This is a genomic window from Aeromonas sp. 603079, assembly GCF_049172135.1.
Lineage (GTDB): Bacteria > Pseudomonadota > Gammaproteobacteria > Enterobacterales > Aeromonadaceae > Aeromonas > Aeromonas veronii.
In genome coordinates this window covers 34148-55968 of record NZ_JAAKPX010000022.1, presented here as the reverse complement: position 1 = coordinate 55968, position 21821 = coordinate 34148, and the positions used below count along the sequence as shown (strand labels likewise).

Genomic DNA, 21821 nt, shown 5'->3' with positions numbered 1-21821 from the left:
AATCTCCCGGTTACTGCAACTCGGGCAGCAACAGCTTGGCCATCTCGAAGTAGATGATAAGGCCGGTACCATCCACCAGCGTCGCGATGAAGGGTGCAGAGACCACCGCCGGATCGATGCGGAAACGACGCAGCACCATGGGAATAATGGATGCGACCGTGGCACTCCAGAGCACGATGGCGATGATAGTAAAGGTCACCACCATGCCAATCTGGGGACCGACGCCGAGACTCCATGCCCGTACCCAGGCCGCCATGGCAATGGCCCCCGAGATGAGCAGACCGGTGGAGAGCTCCTTTTTCAGCACGGTGCCGAGATTGCGCAGACTCACCTCCCCGACCGCCATGGCACGTACTATGGTGGTGGTGATCTGGGTGCCGCTGTTACCGCCAGTACCGATCAGGAGCGGAATGAAGAAGGCCAGCGCGATGGCGGCTTCCAGCTGCTCCTCGAATGCCCGCAGCACGGTGCCGGTGTAAGCTTCCGCCACGAACAGGATAAGCAGCCAGCCCACCCGTTTGCGCCACAACTGCCAGGGGGTCGCCTGCAAGTAAGGGGTATCGAGCGGTGATGAGCCACCCTGCATCTCGGCATCCTCGGTAGATTCAAGCTCCAGGATGTCGGCGGCATCATCGACGTGGAAAATACCGACCAGTCGCCCCTGATCCTCGACCGGCAATACCGACAGGTCGCGGTCGATCAGCAGGCGCGCCGCCAGCTCCTGATCAGCCCGAGCGTTGATCCGCACCGTCTCTCGGTCCATCAGGTTAGCGACACTGGCCTCGGGGTCAGCAATCAGCAAGCTCTTGAGCGAGATACTCCCCTGTAGACGGCCATCCACGTTGACCACATAGATGTGGCGGAACAGCTGGGCATTGTCCCAGGCATCGTGGATCAGCTGCTTGGCCTTGCCGACGGAATCCTGTTCGCTCACTGCCAGATACTCGTGGCGCATATTGGCCCCGACGGACTCAGGCGGCCAATCCAGCAGTGAGTAGTAGATGGCCTGCGCCTGGGTCGGGAAGCGAGCCAGCAACATGGTGCGATCCTGACGACTCAGTTTGCGCAGGATAGCCACCATTTCGCGACGGGGAATAGCCTCCTGCAACACGCTGACGATGCTGCCATGGAGCCGCAGCAAAAGGCGACCGGCACTCTCTGCGGAGAGAGAAGCGATCAGTTCTGCCCCTTCTGACGCAGGCAAGGTGTCAAAGATGCAGTTGAGCTCTTCCGGACGCAGGGTCAGCAGCTGATCGGCGCGCTGAACCGGATCCAGATTGTGTTCCAGCCAGCCTTGCAGGCTGGCGAGATCGAGCAGTTGATGACGGTTGAGAATGGTGTGTGTTTTCTTCATCACAAAGAACCTCATGTGATTTCAGGCAAGCCTGAGCGCGAGCGGAGACCGTTCGCTGTCTGAAAGAAAACAGCAATTTGATTGACGAGTAATAGGCAGGAAATGACGCCGTTCGGCGTGTCATCATCCCCACGTACCAGCTTTAGCACTGCATAACGTATCCGGCATGCCGGAAGCCACTTGGGTTTACACCTTAATCCGATGAAAACTGTCCTGATCTTGGGCGTCTCTGGACGTCGTGAGATCAGTGGCCTGTGTTTATACAGGAGCCTCGCCTAACGAGATGCTGCAAATAATATGCACAACCCTCTGTTGTGCGGGCGGCATGATTATCCAATCCCACAGGGAGGTCAACCCCGCCTCAACCAGGAAACAGGGTATGGCAACAGCTTGTTACAATTGTCGGAACATATCAGGGGAACTCTGCCGGGGATGCATAGCAAAAAGGCCCCATAGGGGCCTTTTCTTAGCGAATATAGTCAAATAGCGTCAGACGACTTATTTTGCTGAACGAGAGCTGCGAGGCACTCAATGCCGCATCCTCTTTTGACAGTGCTGAAATTACCTCATAGAGATCGGCTTCCGACACCTTGGCTCTCGCCTCGGCATTGAGGGTGCTCAACCCCTCGTTGGAACCCATCACCTGCTCCAGACTGTTCATCCGGCCACCCAGTTCACCCAGCCCATGATCAATGTTCAAACGGGCATTTTTCATATGAACGGTGGCATCGGCCACTTTTTGCTCAAAACTCTCGGCTGAAATATTGGGATCACGCAGAGCCGTAATGAAGTCTGACATCCCGTTCAACACGTTGTCATTCTTGGGAGGATTGAGAGCAAACTGCTGTGCTGCACCACCTGCAGGCTGATCCAGTGTCAGTTCGAGACCATTGAACGGTATTTTGGTACCGGGAGTGTAATTACCTGTCTGCAGGGTATTGCCACCCGCATCCTTGATATCATAGGTATCGGGCGGGCCAATTGTGGTGGAGACTGTGTAGGTGTTGCTGGGCAGTGCCGGGTCGTAACTGGATTTATAGAAATTATCAAAATCCCCCTGATCCCCGACCCCTACCTTGATATTCGCACTGGTGGCACTGGCGGTTCTTCTGGTTGCTACGATTTCAAACAGATCCTGTCCGGAGTCATTGGCAGCAATTTGCACTGTGGGCGATACCTGAATATTTCGCTGGCCAGGATCTCCCTGATAAATGTATTTACCGTTGGCATCTTTCACATAGGGCTGGGTCTTGCTCTGATTGCCCCCGAAAATAAATTCACCCGATGAGTTCTTGCTGTTCATCAGGTCAAACATTTGCTGCTGCAACCCTTCCAGTTCACTGGCAATGGCCTTTCGGTCATCCAGGCTAATGGCACCATTATTGGATTTCTGGATCAGGGTCTGGGCACTGAGCATCGCAGTATTGAGAGAGTCCAATACCGTCTCTTCATGCCCCAGACTGTTCTGCAGCAAACTGCCATTCACCCCGTACTGTTTAAACAGTTCAATCTCTTTGGTCAGCGCCATCTTCTGGCTCATGCCTGCCGGATCCTCACCGGCGCTCTGAAACTTGTTGCCGGTTTGCAGCTGCTGATAGGCCTTGTCCAGTCGCTCGTTGGTATTGGTGAGGGAGTAAAGATTCCGATCGTAGATCATGTTTGTAGTGATGCGCATGACGTTACCTCACGGACGAAAGCAGTGTATCGAAGATGGTTTTGGCCGTACTGACCACCTGCGCGGATGCCGCGTAAGATTGCTGGAAACGGATCAGATTGGCCGCTTCCTCCTCCAGATTGACCCCGGAGACGCTCTCGTAGATCCCGGTACTCTGGATCAGCTTGGATTCATTAGCCTTGAGCAGGGTTTTGGCCTGACTGGTATTGTTACCCACTTCCATCACCAACCCGGAGTAAGCCTGGTTAAAGGTCATCTTGTCGTTGGTCGTCCCACCATTGGTGCTTTTGCGTACCAGATCCTTGTTCTGCAACTCAGCCATTGCCAGACCATTGCTGTTATCAGCAAAACCATTGGTGTTGTAACTAAGCTGGAAGCTGTCGGTTTGTTCTACCGTGCCGGTAATGCTGAACTCGTAGCCCGGGCTCTGTTTCGGGTTGCTGTAGACCGCAGGCCCACCCGGAAAGGGGTTTACTATCGAGGCCATCAAATTCTGCCCTTTGCTGGCTGCCGGCGCGACACCGATCAAGGTAGTGCCATCACCGGCATACACCTCATAATTGCCGTTATTGCCGATCTTGACGATCTGGGGAGCGGCGGGATCCAGGCTGTTGGTACCAAAACCGGAACCCGTTCCGGTATTGAAGATGCCATCGAGCTTGATGTCTGCACTGCCGATGTTGTTGGTAGTCTTCTGTACTTTAAGAGGTGCAGCCAAGGCCAGGTCTTCCGGCCGGTTGATCTGCTGAGCCAGCCCGGCAGCAGCCCCCTTGGTTGGTTGCAGCAGCAGCTTGTCTCCTGCCGCTGGCGTACCGGTGAGATCGATCGAGATCCCGTGGCCAGCCAGTTCAAACGTTGCTGGCGGCGTGGTGCCCGTCGCCACAGAGGTGCGATTACCAGATTTGTCCAGCGAAAACACTTCATATCCGGTCGCACTGCTAAAGCGCACTTCATAGTCGAAGGGGGTTACAGAGCTTCCTTTGCCGGGTACAAAGCTGACATTCGCTCCGACCGACCCTGTGTTGTCGCCATAAGGCAATCCCTTGCTGGTTGGCAGGGTGAAAATATCGCTGCCCAACTCGTTGTCCAGATCCATCCCGAGACGGTTTTGCTGGTTCATGGCATCCGCCATCGCAACGGCCAGCTGGCCCAGTTCACGCTTGGTCGGCTCCAGGTCGGTACGCGCCTTGAACAGCCCTCCCATGGCCCCCCCGAAGGTATCGTGATCGATGAGAGCCTGATTGTCGCCAAGAGTCAGCTGCAACTCCTGATCACGGGAATCGGGATCGCCCGCCACCACCTTGAACTGGGCAACGCCCCCATCCAGGATCAGCGAATGACCAGTGCTCATATTGACCAATACGCTGCCGTTAGCCTGGGTTACGGTACGGATATCCATCTTCTCGGAGAGCTGCCTGATCGCCTCGTCACGCTGATCAAACAGCATCAGGTTCTCTTCGGGAGACCCCTGAGTACGGATGATCGCCTGGTTGAGATCATTGATGCTGGTGAGCAGACTGTTGACCTGCTTGGTCTCATCTTCAATACGGGTGTTGAGGGTATCGCTCTGCTTGTCGAGCTGGGCCGAGAGTGTGTGAAAGCGGTTCACCATACCGCTCAGCTCCGTCATCACTACCTTGCGGCCACCGATCTCGGCGGGTGATTCATTTGCCGAATGAAAGGACTTGAAATAAGAGGTGATGGTCTCCCCTACGCTATTGCTGGTGTCTCCCAGCAGGCGATCCACGCCGGCCAGCTGCTCGTAATGAGTCAGGGATGCGTAAAAGGCAGAGGTATCGCGACGCACTTCTCCCTGCATATAGCTGTTGATTACCCGCTCGGTCCTGATGTCACCTGTGCCAAGACCGATGGCATTGGTATACACCAGCGTACGCTCACGCACATAGCCCTGGCTATTGACGTTTACGATATTGTTACTGGTGCTCTGCAGCAGGCGCTGCTGTGCCAGCACGCCCGATGTACCAATTCCAAGCAGATCGCTTGCCATATGTTACAGCTCCATCTCGTTGTATCGGGCAATGGCATCACTGCGCAATACCTGTTTCAGTTTTCTGGCATAGTGCGGGTCGGTGGCATAACCCGCCTGTTGCAGCGCCTCGAAGTAGCGATCCGGACTGTCCACTCTGGCCAGGGCCCCCTTGTAGCGGGAACCGGAGGTGAGAAAGTCCACATAGTCGTTGAAGCTCTCTTCAAACGAGCCATAGGAACGAAACGCCGCTTTCTGGCGGGACGCCACTCCCTCTTCATATTCCAGGGTGCTGACTACCGCCTTGGGCCCTTCCCAGCGAGGATCGGCCTTGATGCCAAACAGGTTATGGGTCATCTGCCCTTCACCATCCTTGATCACCCGTTTGCCCCAGCCGCTCTCCAATGCCGCCTGAGCGACCAGTACCGCCGGGCTTAACCCCAACTTGTCGGCCGCTTTCTTGGCCAGCGGCATCAGGCGATTAACGAACTCTTCCGGCGTATCGAACTCTTTGCCCCCACTACTGGCGGCACTGCCCTCTTCGCTGGCCATGCGTCCCATGGGCGGAATGCTGCGGTGCGGTCGACGGGGCATAGTGAGTGCGTGGCTCTCCTTGACCCCCTCGGTCATCTCTTTTTCAGCAAAATCTTTGCCAACTTTTGATGCCGAGATCAAATCAGTGGCAGCCGTCTTGGGTGGCTCGTAGGGTTTATAGACCCGTTCCGTCCGTTGCGGCATCTTGAGCACCCGGCCATCCTGATGGACAAATGTCGCCGGTGAGAGCTGCCTAGCCACCATATCAGCCAATCCAAGCCCCCCCTTGCTGGACATGTCTGCCACTCGCTGTTCATCCAGCATCCCTTCATAGAACTGGGTATAGCTGCTGTTCATCGGGTTGTCCTGAGTCAACACCCCGTTGGCCTGACGCATGCTCTGAAACAACATCTGGGTAAAGATTGACTCGAACTGGCGCGCAGCCCCCTGCAGTGCCCCGGCCTGTCCCTCTTTGCTGTGGCTCATCTGGCGCAGACGGTCCAGGTTCTTGATATCCTGCACCACCCCGAGATTCATGCCGCTGTTGGTGTCAAACTCCGCCATTTTGCTTACCTCATTGCCACCCGTGGCAATCACTTGCCGCCAGTTACAATATGACCAGTTGCCCCTCGATGGCACCTGCCTGCTGCAGCGCCTCAAGGATAGCCATCAAATCACCGGGGGCGACCCCGACCTGATTGACCGCTCGGACCAGATCATCCAGAGTCGCACCGGTATCAAACTTGAACATCCGCCCGGGCTCCTGCTGGACATTGATGGTCGAGTTGTTGGTGACCGTGGTCTCGCCCCCCGCCAGCGGGTTGGGTTGAGAAACCTGCTGGTTTTCGGCTATGGTCACCGTCAGGCCTCCGTGGCTGATGGCCGCCGGTTTGAGCTTCACCTGACTGCCGATAACGATGGTGCCGGTGCGGGAGTTGACGATGATCTTGGCCGCCTCGTTGGCCGGATCCACCTCCAGGTTCTCGATGGTCGCCAGATAGGAGACCCGTTGACCCGGATCTCGTGGGGCATAAACCTTGACCGAAGTGGCATCGAGTGCCTGCGCAGTATTGGGCCCCACCAGATCGTTGACCACATCGGCCAACCGACGCGCGGTGGTAAAATCGGGGCGATTGAGATTGAATGTGATGGTGTCACCCTGGCTGAAGGCATTGGGCACCTCTCGCTCTACGGTGGCACCATTGGCAATGCGGCCGACGGTCGGAGTATTGACCACCACCTTGGAGCCATCAGCCCCCTCGGCCCCCAACCCGCCGACCACCAGGCTGCCCTGCGCGACCGCATAGACCCGCCCATCCAGCCCTTTCAGGAAACTCTGCAGCAGCGTACCACCGCGCAGGCTCTTGGCCTCACCGATGGCAGAAACAGTGACGTCTATGGTCTGGCCCGGCTTGGCAAACGGCGGCAAATCCGCATGGATCGCCACCGGCGCCACATCCTTGATCTTGGGTTTGATGTTGTCCGGGACCTTGATGCCGAAGTTGTTGAGCATGGTGCGGAAGGTCTGCTCGGTAAAGGCGTTGTTCTTCTCGCCGGTACCGGGTAGACCCACGACCAGACCGTAGCCGATCAACTGGTTGCTACGCACCCCCTCTACTGAGCTGATGTCCTTTATCCGGGCGGCATTCGCCATCCCCAAAGGCAGTAGACAGCAGAGCAGAGTAACCAAACGGAGTGACTTCATAACATCTCCTAGAGCGGCCACCATGGACCATTGAAAAAGCTGGTAAGCCATCCCTGTTCCTGGGTATTGGCCAGATCGCCGGTACCACCATAGTAGATACGGGCATTCGCCACTTTCTGGGATGACACGCTGTTATCCGAGGTGACATCCTCCGGTCTAATCAGACCTGTGATACGGATATACTCATTGCCATTGTTGAGCATGATCCACTTCTCGCCCCGTACCAGCAGATTGCCATTGGGCAGTACCTTGGCCACACTGACCGAAATATTGCCCTGCAGGCTGTTGCTCTGATCCGCCTTGGCCTGCCCCTTGAAGGCACTGTTTTGAGCGATGGATGCGGAGAGATCATAGGGGCTGGCAGTGACAGGCACGCCCCCCAGCGTCACCGGATCCAGATTGAACTTGTTATCCTTGCCACTCTGGGTATTTGCCTTCTTCGAGGCGGAAGTGGACTCGGCCAGCTCGATGGTGATGATGTCACCCACCTTGTGCGCCTTGATATCCGAATAGATGCCATTAACCTGATCCGGCTGAAAAATAGCACCCGTCGGTCTCACCGAGACTAGCTCCGACTCCCCGTATACGGGGGAAAACTCGGGGTCATCAGGCCTGGGTGTATTGGGGGTACTGTTACACCCCCCCAACACCAGCAACCCCAGCATCCATACGCTTTTCATCATGGCTCCCCCCATTAGGTCCGCTGGATCAGGAAGGACATCATGCCATCCACCGCAGAGAGGACTTTAGAGTTCATCTCGTAGACCCGCTGAGCCTGGATCAGATTCACCAGCTCTTCGGTGACGTTAACGTTGGAGCTTTCCAGCATCCCTTGCTTCAAGACCCCCATGCCATCCGCCCCGGCAGTTCCCTGAATGGCTGCACCGCTGGACTGGGTTTCCAGAAACATGTTCTCACCCATCGGCTGCAGACCACTGGCATTGACAAAGTCTGACAGGGTGATCTGTCCGACCACTTGAGAAGCACCATCCCCCTTCAGCTGTACCGAGACCTGACCATCAGTGCCGACAGTGACACTCTGGGCATTTTCCGGGATCTGGATTTCTGGCTGCAGGGGATAACCGTTACCCGGCGTCACTATGGTGCCTTCGCTGTTAAGGGTGAATTGCCCATTACGGGTATAGGCCAGGCTGCCGTCGGGCAATTGAATTTCAAAGTAGCCACGGCCACTGATCATCAGATCCAGCGAATTATCCGTAGTCTGTACGTTGCCCTGACTGTGGTTTTTCTGGGTAGCCACCACCTTGGCGCCCGCGCCAAGCATCAAGCCGGAGGGCAACTCGGTATCCGCCGACGAACGGCCGCCGGGCTGATTGATGTTTTGATAGAGCAGATCCTCGAAAATGGCCCGCGATTTCTTGAAACCAACGGTGCTGGCGTTCGCCAAGTTGTTCGAGGTGACCGAAATATTGGTCTGCTGAGCATCCAACCCGGTCTTGCTGATCCAGAGTGCAGGATTCATAGGTAACTCCTTGATTAGCTGATACGCAGCAACTGGGTTTGGGCCTCGTCATTCTCTTCGGCCGTTTTCATCATCTTGACCTGGGTTTCAAACTGTCGTTGTAACCGGATCAGGTTGGTCATCTCATCCACCACATTGACATTGCTCCCCTCTAGGGAGCCGGCGATCAGGCCAACGTTGGCAGAGGCAGGCTCATTCTGGCCATCTTTGCGCCGAAAAAGCCCATCCTGGCCCTTCTCTACCGCATCGGCGGCCGGGTTAACCAGTTTGATCCGCTGAAAATCTTCCGACAAATTCGCGGCGGCCCCTTCAGGACGGCCACTGATGGTGCCATCCCGGTTAATCTCCAGCTTCTCCATCGGCATTGGCAGCACGATGGGTTGACCACCGTCATCCACGACGTTCAAGCCGGTAGAGGTCTGCAGGTTGCCAGTCGCATTGACCTGCAGATTTCCCATACGGGTATAGGCCTCCCCCCCCTTCGGATCTTGCACCGCAATCCAGCCGGGACCATCCACCGCCACGTCAAGATCCCTCCCCGTGGTCATCAACATGCCATGCTGCAGGTTCTGGCCGGGACGTTCCGTCATGGCAAATACCCGACTGGGCAGCCCCTCACCAAAGGCCTGCATGCTGCGGGCCTGCTCGAAATCGGATTTAAAGCCGGTGGTATTGGCATTGGCGAGGTTATTACCGCGAACAGCCAGGCTGTTCATGTTCTCTTTGGCCCCGGACATGGCGATATAAAGCAGGTGATCCATGGGATTCTCCGTCAAACAGATGACTCTGACAGCAGAACTGCAATTTGGATGCCAACAGAAGGGGAATGCCACGCCATTCGACAGTAGAGAACGATAAAAAAACGGGGCACCCAAGGTGCCCCGTCGCCTGAGAGGAATTAACGGATCTGCAAGATGGTCTGCTGCAGCGAACTGTTGACCTCCAGAGAGCGGGAGTTCGCCTGGAAGTTACGCTGGGCAGTGATCAGATCAACCAGTTCGGAGGTCAAATCTACGTTAGATTGCTCCAGCGCCGACGATTTGATGGTACCGAAGGTGCCTGAATTGGGCGTTCCCGGCAAAGCATCGCCGGAGAGCAGGGATTGCCGCCAGGAAGTATCACCCACCTGGGTCAGCCCTTGCGAGTTGGCAAATTTGGCCATGGCCACCATGGCTACCTTGATGGTGGTGGCATTGCTGTAGGTTGCAGAGACAATCCCATCCGGCGTGATCTCGACCTTGGTCAAACGGCCGACAGTGGAACCATCCTGTGACAACTTGTTGACTTCAAACGGTGAGGCATATTGGGTCACAGTGCCGAAAGTGATATCTACCTGCTGGGTAGGATCCGCACCATTGGTAATAATTCCCGCTCCTGCTGCCCCCAACTGCTCCGTTTGGATGTTTGCCGGTGTGGTCGGAGTAATCATTTTACCATCGGCACCAAAGGTAATTCGGGCACCGGCAGGTGCAGGATTCAACCCTGTGGCCATTGTTGGCGTCACCCCTCCGACGATATCGACCGGCTTGTCACCTTGATAGAGATACATGCGCCAAGCTGTCGGGCTGGCTGGCTTGGTCAGGTCTGTTGGATCTGCCTCTTTGACAAAATACTGGGTGATAGTGTGAGGTTCACCGAGCGAGTCATAAATCACCACTGAGGTGGATGAGGAGTAGGTTTTGGAATCCTTAGGGTCAAAGGTGGAGGCATCCCCCGCACCATTACCTGCAGGCAGGGGCGATGCGGTGGAAGGCAAGTTGAAACTTGCATCAATCTTGCTGGTTTTGATCGGCTCACCCGCCCGATCAGGGATCTGGATCGGCTTGGTCGCATTGATACTGACCGCCTTGGGTGTGCCATCGGCGTTGATCTCGTAGCCTTGCAGATAGTGGCCCTGATTGTTGACCATATAGCTGTTTTCATTGAGCTTGAATGCACCGGCACGGGTGTAGGTGCGATCCAGGTTGGTCAAACCATCAGAGGTGACAAAGAAGCCGTTCCCCTGAATGGCCAAATCCAGTGCGTTATTGGTAAATTGCAGCGCACCCTGATGGAACTGCTGGGCAACAGCACCGGTCGCCACACCGTTACCGACCTGAGTCTTGGCATTGACAAAGATGGAGTTGGCGTAGACATCCGCAAACTCGGCACGGGACTCTTTAAAGCCCATTGTATTGACGTTCGCAATGTTGTTAGCGGTGACGTTCAAGTCTTTTTGTGCCGCGTTGACACCGCTCAAGGCATTGTTAAATGACATATCCAGCTCCTTAGATCGATGCTGTCGACGTGGTTTTTGACGGAGTAGCCGTCTGGTTTGGATTGGTGCCTGATATTTGCAGGACGGAACTCAGCAGGGTGCTCCCCAGTCCCTTCAAATTAAGCATTGTGGGATTTGTTGCATTCCCCAGGGCAACGCTGTCGACCTTGCCATAAGCGTATGTGGGAATAGTTTCTGCCTTGCCATCCACACTGCCACTGGCCTTGATCACGTATTTGCCTGGCTTGACCCGGTTGCCCGCCTTGTCAGTGCCATCCCAGGCGATCTCCACATTGCCCTTCTGTTCTCCTTCCAGGCTAAATTCCTTGATGACCTGACCCGCCTCGTCTTCAACGATAATCTTGACACCCGCGTATTGATTGGTCGTGCCAACCTGAACGACACCGGAAACAGGGCCCTCCTTGTCCAGATAGCCCACATTGCTGGGCAAGAGTACATTCTGGCCAACCAGAGAAGATGCTTGCAGAGCCTGGCTGGAGATCATCTGCTCATTGAGCTTGCCCATCTGGGTAGACAGACTGCTGATCCCCTCCGAGGTAGACATGGAAGCCATCTGGGAGAGCATCTGGGCATTGTCCACCGGCTTGAAGGGATCCTGATATGATAGTTGCATGGTCAGCAGTTTCATAAACGAAGCCTGATCCAGCTCTTTCTTCGGCGTCGTTGTGGTGCCTGTGGTCTGGGTCGTGGTACGGCCAATGCCGTTCACACTGTTTGTGGTGTCGACCATGTTGCATCCCTCCTATCAGGATTTGCCAAGCTGGAGCGTCTGCTGCAGCATCTTCTTGGCCGAATCTGCAACCTGTACATTGGTCTGGTAGCTGCGCGAGGCATTGATCATGTCAGCCATCTCTTCAACCATGTTGACGTTCGGTTTGAAGATAAAGCCATCCTTGTCCGCCATCGGATGGTTGGGGTTGTACTCCTTGAGCAGTGGAGCCTTGCTCTCGACAATGCCCTTCACCTCAACGCCGACCGATCCCTGCTTGTCTGACATGGCCTGATCGAGCTGAGCGGCAAAAATTGGCCGCCTTGCGTGGTAAGTGTTTTCCACGCTGGAGCTTACGCTGTCCGCGTTGGCCATATTGCTGGCAACCGTATTGAGACGCACGGACTGCGCACTCATGGCCGAGCCGGCAATATCAAAGACCTTGAACAAACTCATCACTGCTCTCCTTTCAGGGCTTTAAGCAGGCCACTGATCTTGCGATTCATAAATTCCAGGGAGGTTTGGTACTCCAGACTGTTGCGCAAGAACTCGCTCCGCTCCTGCTGCACATCCACCGTGTTGCCATCACCCGTATCAGGCTGCAACGGATTGCGGTATTGAACAGTACCGGGGGCATCCATATTCAAGGCAAAGTGCTTTTCACTGGTTGTTACCAGGCCAAAACCCTGTTTATGCTGGGCATCCTGCAATGCCTGTGCAAAGTTGATATCCCTTGCTTTAAAACCTGGCGTGTCCGCATTGGCAATATTGCTGGACAACACCTCGGCACGCTTGGCGCGAACACCCAGCGTGTATTGATGGATACCAAATGCCTTGTCGAATGAAAAAGCCATAGCACACCTCCTGCTTGGTATATTTTGCCTGCAAGAGATGTGCCAGACGATTTTCAAAATGCTGCGGGCCGTCGAGCCTAGCTATAAAAGCCTTTAAACGGAGTGCAAGGATCTGCTGCGCGATAGATAGGAACATGGTGCAATGCCATCACGAATGGAGCTATAAGAATGGAGCCATAAAGAGAGAAGGAGGCACTGTGCCTCCTTCTCTTATAACAATGTCACCAATCACAACTCATTGAATACCATGGGCTGCAACGTTATTTGACCTTGTAAACAATTCCGGGATTGCACCGAATCATCTCGAATCGGTCAGTCAAACCCGCCAGCGATTCCGACGCTCCCAGCATCAGGTATCCACCAGGATTGAGGCTGGATGCAAACTGGTTGAGGATTTTTGACTTCACTTCCGGTGCAAAGTAGATAAGCACGTTACGGCAAAAAATGATGTCAAATTTACCGAGCAGACTATAACTCTCCAGCAGATTGAGCGGCCGAAAGGTGGTCAATTTTCTGACTCGCTCTACCACCCGCATTTTGTTGTCACCATAGGGCTCAAAAAACATCTTCTTGCGCTCTGGCGACAATCCGCGTGCCAAAGCCAGACTGTCATATACCCCTTCCTTGCACTGATTCAGCATGGTAGTCGATATGTCTGTCCCGACAATCTGCACTCCACCGGGCAAGGTACCCGGCTTCTTCATCTGCTGCTCCAGCGCCGTCATGGCGATAGAATATGGCTCCTGTCCCGAAGATGAGGCAGCAGACCAAATCTTGACAGGGCGACCACTTTTGCCCAATTCAGGAAAAATCTTGTCGGTCAGCAGCTGGAACGGATATGTATCACGAAACCAGAGGGTCTCGTTAGTGGTCATCGCATCAACAACCGCCATTTTCAGGTCACGCTCTCGTACACTCATTGCACGGGTGACCAGTTCAGACAGACTCTCGATGCCAAACTGTGCCATCAAAGGTGAAAGACGGCTCTTCACCAGATACTGTTTGTTATCACCCAGCACGATCCCGCTCTGAACCGCAAGAAAGTTGCTGAACTGTTTGTATAAGTCATCCGAAAGTGTCTTCATGCAGCTGTTCTTCTTTAAATTAGAGTGCGTTTTGTACGGCTTTGGCCAATTCATCAGGCTGGAACTTGGCAATAAAGTTGTTTGCACCAACTTTTTGCACCATAGCCTGGTTAAATACACCACTGAGCGAGGTATGCAGAATAACATGCAAATCTTTGAGATTGGGATTATTCCGGATCTCGGCAGTGAATGTATAGCCATCCATCTCGGGCATTTCGATATCGGAAATCACCAGCGCAATCTGATCCTTGATAGGGCCATTTTTGGTCATCTCCAGCAGCATGTTCAATGCTTCGCGGCCATCTTTTGCCAGCACGCATTCAACTCCGATCGCCTCCAGCGCACGCTGTACCTGTTTGCGCGCAACCGAAGAGTCGTCAGCAACCAATACGGGACGTCCCAAGGTCGGATGCTCGACACTGGCCTCCACCAGCTCCTGGCTGACCTCAGTAGAAACCGGAGATATTTCGTTGAGAATACGTTCAACGTCGAGGATCTCGACCAACTCGCCATCAACCTCGGTAACCGCCGTCATATAGTTGATGCGACCAGCCCCCTTGGGGGGAGGAAGGATAGATTCCCAGTTCATATTGATGATGCGCTCGACCGAGTGCACCAAAAAACCCTGAATGGAGCGGTTGTACTCGGAGATGATAATGAAGCACTTGCTCAAATCTTCAATGGGGCGCTTGCCCATTGCCATGCTGAGATCGATGACCGAGATAGTCTGGCCACGAATATGAGCCACTCCGCGAATACAGGAGTTCAACTTGGGCATCACGGTCAAGGGGGGGCACTGCAACACTTCACGCACTTTGAATACGTTGATGCCAAATCTTTGACGTCCATTGAGACGAAACAACAACAATTCCAGCCGGTTTTGCCCCACTAGCTGGGTACGTTGGTTGACCGAGTCCAGGATACTGGCCATAAACACTCCCTAAAAACGCTTGGCATTAATCATGCATGCGTGATGGATTGCGTCAGACTATCGATGTGACAACAAACAGATTCTGAAGCAATCATAGTTAAATATGGTGATATGCGTGAACAACTTATCGACCGACGAGCGAAAATGATTAACCGACTTTTACTCATCAGCCTCTTTTTTGGCAGCATATCCTCGAGCCATGCCTCGGATGTCACAACCTATCTGAGAGAGCAGGCACAAGAGTTCGTTTATGGTCAACTCGATCTGCCGCTGGATGCCAGAGCAGAGGTCACTGCCGCGACCCTTGATGAGAGACTCCCGCTAACCCGTTGCGATGATCTGTTGACCATCAGCTTGCCAGCAAAAATGGAAATTCGTCGTAATACAACTGTTTACATGAAGTGTGAGGAAGAAAAACCCTGGGATGTCTACTTACCGGTAAGGGTCAGTATTCAAAAACCCTTTGTTACTGTCACCGACCCCATTGCCAAAGGGGATCTGCTGAATGAAAGCAAGCTGGTAGTGGCGTTTCAGGATCAAACCCTGATCCGTGGTGACTATCTGACCAACCCGGCCCCTTTGATTGGGGTACGCAGCAAGCGGGAGATCAAACCGGGACAGCCCATCCGCTTGAGCCAGGTTTGCGTGATATGTAAAGGGGATCAGGTCACCCTGACAGCCGAAAACAGCAACTTCCAGATCAAAACCATGGCCCGAGCCTTGCAAGATGGCAGTTTCGGAGAGATCATCAAACTCGTCAATATTCGCTCCGGCAAAACGGTGGAAGGTAAAGTCACAGCAGTCGGTGCCGCATCAGTCACTTTTTGATATCTGGAGCCTGACAATTTTTTTTCTAAAGTTTTGACCTGCCGCACCGATAAACAGGTAAGCAAATCTTAAAGCAGACGAAGGTAACTAAAATGGCCATCAACAATATCAACAACTTGGCGAATAATCGGTTGCAAAATACCGCTAATAGCCAAGGGACAGGCAGCAAGTCAGTCACCTCATCGCCCGAAAACAAAGCGACCACTGTCAAGCTGGACTCCGTCTCCTTGACCAGTGAGGCGCAACAATTGCAAAAAATGCAACAGAACCTCAATACCGCCTCAACCGGCAACGAGAGCAAGGTTGAACGACTGAAAAAAGCCGTCGCGAGTGGCGAATATCAGGTTAACAGCGACGCTGTAGCCAAGAAGATGTTCAGTTTCGAGGCCAATCTGGACAAAGTTCTGGGATGATGGACTTACCTTCGTTACTGCACACCCAAGATGATTACCTTAGCCAGATGCAAGGCATTCTGGAAGAGGAGTTCAGCTTGCTCGAGCAGCATCAGGCACTGGCCCTGCCTGCACTGACCGAGCGCAAACAGCAATTGCTTGCTGCGATAGAAACTCTGGACAAGACACTGGCAGAGATGCCGGAACTGGCACTGCAGCTAGCAGCCTATCCCGACGAGATGGCGCAGCTTCGCGCAAAACTGGATGCCTGCCAGGCACAAAATGATATCAACGGTCGCTTGCTTGAATTGAGCATCGTCTCCAACCGTCGTCTGGCAACCTTTCTGAGTCAGTTGCGTGATCGCAACAGCCTGACCTATGACGCCAAGGGTAACACTCGCTCTGGCACCCGCTCTTACGGTATCAAGGCCTGACATCTCTTATCAGGCCTTGCATTTTTGCACTCCGTTTTAAAGCACCAGTCGCAACAACTCTCGCCCGTCCTCACACGCATTGACGCGCAGTACCCCGTCCTCATAGCTCCCGTAACTGGCAGGCAACTCGCCGCGCGGGAAACAGATCGACCCCGGGTTCATCAATACCCGCTCCCCCTGCCACTCCAGCACAGGTACATGGGTGTGGCCGCTCATGAACAGACTACCCGCCGGTAGCTGTACCTCGTCCGGGCGATAAAGATGACCGTGGCTGACAAACCAGCGCCGCTCATCGATCAGCAACTGGTTGTAGGGGGCGGTGATGGGAAAGCGCAACAGCATCTGATCCACTTCGGAATCGCAATTGCCCCGCACCGCGATGATCTGTGGCGCAAGCTCGTTGAGCCTGTCAGCCACTGCCGCCGGGTTATACCCTTCCGGCAGAGGATTACGCGGGCCATGGTTGAGCAGATCGCCGAGCAGCAGATAGTGATCCGGCTGCCAGGAGTCAAGTTGGGTCAGCACCCGCTCCAACGCAATGATGCTGCCGTGGATGTCGGAAATGATGGCAAGTTTCATGAAATGCTCCTCACTGCGGGCTGAAATAGAGATCCTTGGTGGCAATCGTCCCTTTCAAATTCTGGCTGGGCAGCCCTCGCAGCGCGGGATCGACCAGTCTCATCTGATTGTAATGATACACGGGGAGGATCGGCGCCTCCTCAAGCAGCAACTGTTCGGCATGCCGGTAGAGTTCAACCCGGCTCGCGCTGTCCAGCGTATTGGCTGCCTGCTCCATCATCAGATCAAAGTCGGGATTGCAGTAGCCGCTCTCGTTGCGCAGATCCTGACAACGGAAGCTGCCCAGCATGGCTGATGGCTCCACGTAATCGCCAAACAGGAAGCTTCTGGCCACCTGGAAATCACCGCTATCCTTGGCCACCTGATAGGCGCCCCACTCCAGACTGCTGAGGGTGACCTGTACCCCCAGCTTCTGCCACATGGCGGCAATGGCCATCGCCATCTGCTTGTGGGTTTCTGCGCTGTTGTAGGTAATGCTCAGCTTGAGTGGATTCGCACTGTTATACCCGGCCGCTGACAGCAGCGCTGCCGCTTTGGCCTGGCGGGTTGGCATATCTTCAAGCGCCACAGGCAATATCACCCGGGGGTAACCCGGCATCTCCGGCAACAGCGACCATGCCGCCTGTTCATCCTGCCCGCTCACTGATTCAATGAGCTGCTGTCGATCAACCGCCATGGAGAGCGCCTGACGCACCCGCACATCCTGCAGTTCGGGGCGCTTCAAATTGAACGCATAGAGATAGGTGCCAAACAGCGGCAAGCCCCAGAGCCGCTCCGGATATTCGCGCTTCATCTTCTGGTAATAGCCGAGGGAGACCTTGTTGGTAAGCTGGATTTCACCAGCCTCATAGCGCAGCCGTTCGGCATGTTGCGAGGTGATCGGCAGGTAGGTGACACGCCCGATACGGGTGTGAAAGTCATCCCAGTAGTGGATATTGCGCTCGGCTTCGATCCGCTCGTTTGGCGTCCAGCTTGCCAGCCGGTAGGCACCATTGCTCACCAGCTTGCCGGGCTCGGTCCACTGTTTGCCGAATTTGGCAATCGCCTTCTGATTGACCGGCACAAAGGGGCGCTGACTGATGAGCTGCAGGAAATAGGGAGCCGGCCGCTCCAGGGTGATTTTCAGGATCTGATCGCTTTGCGCTTCAATGCCCAGATTGCCGAGCTCCAGCGCGCCGGCATAGATGGATTGCGCATTGTTGATCCCCGTGGCCAGCAGCAATCCGGCAGAGGGAGAGTTGATGGCCGGATCGAGCAGACGGCGCCAGGCATAGACAAAATCAGCGGCCACCAGCGGCTCGCCATTGGACCACTTCAGTTGGGGGCGCAGGAAGAATCGCCACTCCAGCCCATCTTCACTCACCTCCCAGCGCTGGGCCTGAGCGGGGACGATATGCCCCTGCTCATCTTCGCTGACCAGCCCTTCAAACAGATCGACCAGTACCGCCTCACCCGGAAAACCGGAGCGCACCAGCGCAGGATCCAGCGACTCCGGCTCGGCACCGTTGCCCTTGACCAGGGTTTGCCGATCGGCAAGCAAAGGCTGCTGCTCAACGGTGGTGGCATGGGCCAGGGGCCCTGCCAGCACGGCAAGCAATAGCGGGGAGAGCCAGCGTTGCGCCAGCTTGGGGAAGAAACCATACCTCATGACAAAACCTCGAATAAAACCACTGCAGGAGGGGAAGGCCGACGGCGCGCCTGATGAATGCCTGATACCGCTCTTGTTATCCCCGAAAACGCCCCGTATTGTATCGGGCTTGCCCGGGAGATGGAGTCTTTCGGGTTAATTTTTTCAGGAGTTTTTATGGGTTATGAGTGGCTGGCCCTCGCGTCGGCCAGTTTATGGGCAATTGCAGCGCTAATTTCGGTCAAACCGGCCCGTCATCTCGGCGCATTTGCCTACAGCCGCTGGCGCATGTTTCTGGTCAGCCTGATGCTCGGCACCATGAGTCTGCTCACCGGTGGCTGGCAAACCCTCACCGCAAGCGCCCTGCCCCTGCTCGCCATCTCGGGGCTGGTCGGCATCTTCGTGGGCGATACGGCGCTGTTTGCCTGCATGAACCGGCTGGGGCCAAGACGCAGTGCCCTGCTCTTCTCCTGCCATGCGCTGTTTTCCGCCCTGCTTGGGCTGTGGCTCTTTAATGAACAGCTGACAGGCTGGCGACTGCTGGGGGCCATGCTGGTCTTTGCTGGCGTGATGCTGGCGATCCTGTTTGGCAGACGCAGTAGCAGCAACGAGTGGGAGCAGATCCGTGGCAATCTGGCGCTGGGGATTGGCCTTGGCCTGACGGCGGCACTGTGTCAGAGCGTGGGGGCCATCATCGCCAAGCCGGTGATGATGAGTGGTGAGGTGGATGCGGTGAGTGCATCGGGTATCCGAATGGGCAGTGCCCTGCTGGCCCACTGCGTCCTGCGGCTTGGGCGCTTGCCGCTGGCCATGCCGCTCAAACCGGTCAATCGCCAGATCCTCGCCATGATTGCCACCAACGGTTTTCTGGCGATGGGGCTGGGGATGACGCTGATCCTGATGGCGCTGCGGCAGGGCGAGGTGGGCATGGTGGCCATTCTCTCCTCTACCACACCGGTACTGCTGCTGCCGCTGTTGTGGTGGCACTCGGGGGAGCGGCCATCCATTGCCGCCTGGGCGGGGGCACTGATTGCCACCCTGGGCACCGCGCTGGTGCTGGGTTTCAGCACTCACTGACACCCGGCCCCCCCTGATCAGAACAGGGCAATCTCCTCAGCGGTCAGCTCGCGGTATTCACCGGGTGCCAGATCTTCATCCAGCGTCAAACCGCCCACCCGCTCGCGATGCAAGCCAACGACCTTGTTGCCGATGGAGGCAAACATCCGCTTGACCTGATGGTACTTGCCTTCGTGGATGGTCAGGCGGGCCTCGCACTCGCCGAGAATTTCCAGCTGGGCAGGACGGGTTTTATCGGTCTCGTTACGCAGGTAGACCCCTTCGGCGAACAGCTCGATTGCATCCGGGCTCACCGGATCGGCCAGCCAGACGTGATAGGTCTTGGCACACTCGTGGCGCGGCGAGGTGATGCGGTGGGACCATTGACCGTCATCGGTCACCAGCACCAGACCCGTGGTATCGAGGTCGAGGCGACCCACTACGTGCAGCTTGCCCATCGCCGGTTCATCCATCAGGAAGAAGACGGTCGGGTGATCCGGATCCTCGTTGGAGCAGACATACCCTTCCGGCTTGTGCAGCATGAAATAGCGGTTGCGCTGCTCCAGCGTCAGCAGCACGCCGTCAAACTCGATCTGGCTCTGCTCATTGATATGGAAGGCGGGCTGCTTGACCACAATACCATCCACCATGACCTCGCCCTGACGGATCAGTTTGCCTGCCAGCGAGCGGGTCAAATCGGAACAATCGCACAGAAATTTATCAAGCCGCATTCACAACCTCGGAGTCCAACAAGTAAAGGGGCGTCATTATATCGGGCGGGGGCGACAACGCCACTGTTAAGGGGTTGCCAATTATGACGAACTGGTCATCCGATGTTACACTTCTCCGGTGTGATCCATCCGCACGATACTCATAATAATAAGAGTCAGGAAGCCCTCATGAAGTCTCAAGCATCCTATCCCGTCATTCCCGTCAACCAGCTGAAACCCGGCATGTATGTCATTGCTATCGCCAGCCAGACAGGTGGGATGGAGATCGCCCAGATGGGCTTGGTGACCAGCGTGGCGCAAATTGCCAATCTGGTGCGTCAGGGGGTGCTCACGGTACGCATCGATCTGGCCCGCAGCAAGCTGGGCAGTACCGAGAGTGACGCCGTTACCTCCCCCGATCTCAATGCCAACAGCGCCCAGGTAGGGCGCCGGGCCAGTGCCAACGGCGAAGGACGGGAGCTTAAAATCCGCCGCCTCTATCAGGAAGCGCGCGAGCTGCAAGGCAAGTTCATTCGCCACCTCAAAGCGGGTGAGCCCATCGACATCACTCCGCTCGCCGAAGTCGCCGAGGAGATGGTGGACACCATGTTCACCCATGGCGATGCCATGCTCTGCCTGGCCCGTATTCGTGCCAAGGATGCCTATCTGATGGAGCACTCCATGAACGTGGCCATCCTGCTGGCCAACTTCGGCCGTTATCTGGGGCTGGAGCGCAGCGTGCTCAAGGAGTTGACTCTGGGAGGGCTGTTGCACGACGTGGGCAAGATCATGACGCCGGACGAGGTGCTCAACAAACCGGGCAAGCTGACCGACGAGGAGTTTGCCATCATGCGCCAGCATGTGGTGCATAGCTACGACATTCTCCGCAATACCCCCGGCATCACCCCAACCATGCTGGAAGTAGCCGCCAACCACCACGAGCGGCTCGATGGTACTGGCTACCCGCAGCGGCTGAAGGGGGATGAACTCTCCCTCTATACCCGCATGAGCGGTGTTGTCGATGTCTATGACGCAGTAACTGCCGACAGAGTCTACAAGGCTGGCATGCAACCCACCCAGGCCTTTCGCATTCTGCTAAAGGGAGTCAACCAGCACTTCGATGCCGAACTGGTCACCAAGTTCATCAAGTGCATGGGGGTCTATCCGGTGGGAACGCTGGTACAGCTTTCAAACCAGCGGTTGGCCATCGTGATGCAGCGCAACGAGCAGCAGCCGCTCAAGCCGGTGGTCAAGGTGATCTATCACGCTTCCCAGCGCCACTACCTCGATGTGCAGTGGCTGGATCTGGCCAGATCGAGTGTGAAGGAGAGCATCGAGTGCACGGTCGACCCCAAAGAGTTTGGCATCAACCTCACCAACTTCTTCTAACTCTGTCCTCACGACTGGCGCTGGCTATCGAGCCAGTGCCGGATCAGAAACTCCTCATCCAACGGCGAGAGATCGAAACGCAGGCTGGCCTCTTCGATGGCGGCGATATCGTACTGGTGGTGCTCACTGAGCCAGCGCACCGCACGTCGCAGATCTTCACCATGGGGGAGCAGCAGATGGTCGCTCATGGGATACCTCCGGTAGATCGCAA

23 protein-coding genes and 1 riboswitch are annotated in these 21821 nt (G+C 55.6%); of the genes, 5 read left to right on the top strand and 18 right to left on the bottom strand.

The window, feature by feature from the left end:
• Window positions 1-10 precede the first annotated feature (10 nt).
• From mgtE to G5287_RS16220, 14 genes are all read right to left on the bottom strand, one after another.
• Window positions 11-1354 (bottom strand): magnesium transporter, encoded by a 1344-nt coding sequence (gene mgtE, locus G5287_RS16285; protein WP_216954102.1) that lies wholly within the window; start codon window positions 1352-1354, stop codon window positions 11-13.
• A gap of 120 nt (window positions 1355-1474) precedes the next feature.
• A riboswitch (M-box (ykoK) riboswitch) is annotated at window positions 1475-1644 on the bottom strand.
• A gap of 176 nt (window positions 1645-1820) precedes the next feature.
• Window positions 1821-3029, bottom strand: coding sequence for a flagellar hook-associated protein FlgL (flgL, locus tag G5287_RS16280; protein WP_216954104.1), 1209 nt, complete (start codon window positions 3027-3029; stop codon window positions 1821-1823).
• A gap of 4 nt (window positions 3030-3033) precedes the next feature.
• Window positions 3034-5037 carry a FlgK family flagellar hook-associated protein gene (locus tag G5287_RS16275; protein WP_337072996.1) on the bottom strand — a complete coding sequence of 668 codons (2004 nt, stop codon included), beginning with the start codon at window positions 5035-5037 and terminating at the stop codon, window positions 3034-3036.
• A 3-nt stretch (window positions 5038-5040) separates the two neighbouring features.
• Complete coding sequence (gene flgJ, locus G5287_RS16270; RefSeq protein ID WP_227340837.1) at window positions 5041-6114, bottom strand: flagellar assembly peptidoglycan hydrolase FlgJ; 1074 nt, start codon at window positions 6112-6114, stop codon at window positions 5041-5043.
• A gap of 43 nt (window positions 6115-6157) precedes the next feature.
• A complete protein-coding gene (locus G5287_RS16265) occupies window positions 6158-7255 on the bottom strand; it encodes a flagellar basal body P-ring protein FlgI (protein WP_216954108.1) in 1098 nt (365 codons plus the stop codon).
• An 8-nt stretch (window positions 7256-7263) separates the two neighbouring features.
• Window positions 7264-7935: a flagellar basal body L-ring protein FlgH gene (gene flgH, locus G5287_RS16260; protein WP_421231567.1), complete on the bottom strand. Its 672-nt coding sequence runs from the start codon at window positions 7933-7935 to the stop codon at window positions 7264-7266.
• A 14-nt stretch (window positions 7936-7949) separates the two neighbouring features.
• The gene (gene flgG / locus G5287_RS16255; RefSeq protein WP_216954109.1) at window positions 7950-8738 is read right to left on the bottom strand and encodes a flagellar basal-body rod protein FlgG; all 789 of its coding nucleotides are present in this window, start codon (window positions 8736-8738) and stop codon (window positions 7950-7952) included.
• Window positions 8739-8752: 14 nt separating this feature from the next.
• The gene (gene flgF, locus G5287_RS16250; protein ID WP_005344530.1) at window positions 8753-9499 is read right to left on the bottom strand and encodes a flagellar basal-body rod protein FlgF; all 747 of its coding nucleotides are present in this window, start codon (window positions 9497-9499) and stop codon (window positions 8753-8755) included.
• A 137-nt stretch (window positions 9500-9636) separates the two neighbouring features.
• Window positions 9637-10995, bottom strand: a complete 1359-nt coding sequence (gene flgE / locus G5287_RS16245) for a flagellar hook protein FlgE (RefSeq protein WP_227340839.1) — start codon at window positions 10993-10995, stop codon at window positions 9637-9639.
• Window positions 10996-11005: 10 nt separating this feature from the next.
• On the bottom strand, window positions 11006-11746 hold the full coding sequence (locus G5287_RS16240) for a flagellar hook assembly protein FlgD (protein WP_216954111.1): 741 nt from the start codon (window positions 11744-11746) through the stop codon (window positions 11006-11008).
• Between the two features lie 15 nt (window positions 11747-11761).
• Window positions 11762-12181: a flagellar basal body rod protein FlgC gene (gene flgC / locus G5287_RS16235; RefSeq protein WP_005344527.1), complete on the bottom strand. Its 420-nt coding sequence runs from the start codon at window positions 12179-12181 to the stop codon at window positions 11762-11764.
• On the bottom strand, window positions 12181-12579 hold the full coding sequence (gene flgB, locus G5287_RS16230) for a flagellar basal body rod protein FlgB (protein WP_005344526.1): 399 nt from the start codon (window positions 12577-12579) through the stop codon (window positions 12181-12183). Before flgB ends, flgC begins: the two co-directional genes overlap by 1 nt.
• Window positions 12580-12839: 260 nt before the next feature.
• A complete protein-coding gene (locus G5287_RS16225; protein WP_005344525.1) occupies window positions 12840-13664 on the bottom strand; it encodes a CheR family methyltransferase in 825 nt (274 codons plus the stop codon).
• Window positions 13665-13683: 19 nt separating this feature from the next.
• Entirely contained in the window at window positions 13684-14595 is a 912-nt protein-coding gene (locus G5287_RS16220; RefSeq protein ID WP_005344523.1) for a chemotaxis protein CheV, read from the bottom strand.
• Window positions 14596-14739: 144 nt separating this feature from the next.
• Between G5287_RS16220 and flgA the strand changes: the two genes are divergently transcribed.
• The 3 genes from flgA to G5287_RS16205 all read left to right on the top strand — a co-directional run bounded on the left by flgA (window position 14740) and on the right by G5287_RS16205 (window position 16249).
• Window positions 14740-15423 (top strand): flagellar basal body P-ring formation chaperone FlgA, encoded by a 684-nt coding sequence (flgA, locus tag G5287_RS16215; RefSeq protein WP_216954405.1) that lies wholly within the window; start codon window positions 14740-14742, stop codon window positions 15421-15423.
• A 92-nt stretch (window positions 15424-15515) separates the two neighbouring features.
• A complete protein-coding gene (gene flgM, locus G5287_RS16210) occupies window positions 15516-15836 on the top strand; it encodes a flagellar biosynthesis anti-sigma factor FlgM (protein ID WP_005344518.1) in 321 nt (106 codons plus the stop codon).
• The gene (locus tag G5287_RS16205; protein WP_040066163.1) at window positions 15833-16249 is read left to right on the top strand and encodes a flagella synthesis protein FlgN; all 417 of its coding nucleotides are present in this window, start codon (window positions 15833-15835) and stop codon (window positions 16247-16249) included. The genes flgM and G5287_RS16205 overlap by 4 nt, the downstream gene beginning before the upstream one ends.
• 36 nt (window positions 16250-16285) lie before the next feature.
• Here G5287_RS16205 and yfcE read toward each other — a convergent pair whose 3' ends face one another.
• Window positions 16286-16828, bottom strand: coding sequence for a phosphodiesterase (gene yfcE / locus G5287_RS16200; protein ID WP_421173085.1), 543 nt, complete (start codon window positions 16826-16828; stop codon window positions 16286-16288).
• 10 nt (window positions 16829-16838) lie between these two features.
• A complete protein-coding gene (locus tag G5287_RS16195) occupies window positions 16839-18476 on the bottom strand; it encodes a peptide ABC transporter substrate-binding protein (protein WP_421231559.1) in 1638 nt (545 codons plus the stop codon).
• 156 nt (window positions 18477-18632) lie between these two features.
• Here G5287_RS16195 and G5287_RS16190 point away from each other — a divergent pair, with 156 nt between their 5' ends.
• Window positions 18633-19532: a DMT family transporter gene (locus G5287_RS16190; RefSeq protein ID WP_108542279.1), complete on the top strand. Its 900-nt coding sequence runs from the start codon at window positions 18633-18635 to the stop codon at window positions 19530-19532.
• Window positions 19533-19549: 17 nt separating this feature from the next.
• Here the strand turns inward: G5287_RS16190 and rsuA are convergent, their stop codons facing one another.
• Window positions 19550-20242: a 16S rRNA pseudouridine(516) synthase RsuA gene (rsuA, locus tag G5287_RS16185; protein WP_108542280.1), complete on the bottom strand. Its 693-nt coding sequence runs from the start codon at window positions 20240-20242 to the stop codon at window positions 19550-19552.
• Window positions 20243-20410: 168 nt separating this feature from the next.
• Here rsuA and G5287_RS16180 point away from each other — a divergent pair, with 168 nt between their 5' ends.
• On the top strand, window positions 20411-21610 hold the full coding sequence (locus tag G5287_RS16180) for an HD-GYP domain-containing protein (RefSeq protein WP_421231558.1): 1200 nt from the start codon (window positions 20411-20413) through the stop codon (window positions 21608-21610).
• An 8-nt stretch (window positions 21611-21618) separates the two neighbouring features.
• Here G5287_RS16180 and G5287_RS16175 read toward each other — a convergent pair whose 3' ends face one another.
• Window positions 21619-21798 carry a hypothetical protein gene (locus tag G5287_RS16175; protein ID WP_216954119.1) on the bottom strand — a complete coding sequence of 60 codons (180 nt, stop codon included), beginning with the start codon at window positions 21796-21798 and terminating at the stop codon, window positions 21619-21621.
• Window positions 21799-21821: the final 23 nt, after the last annotated feature.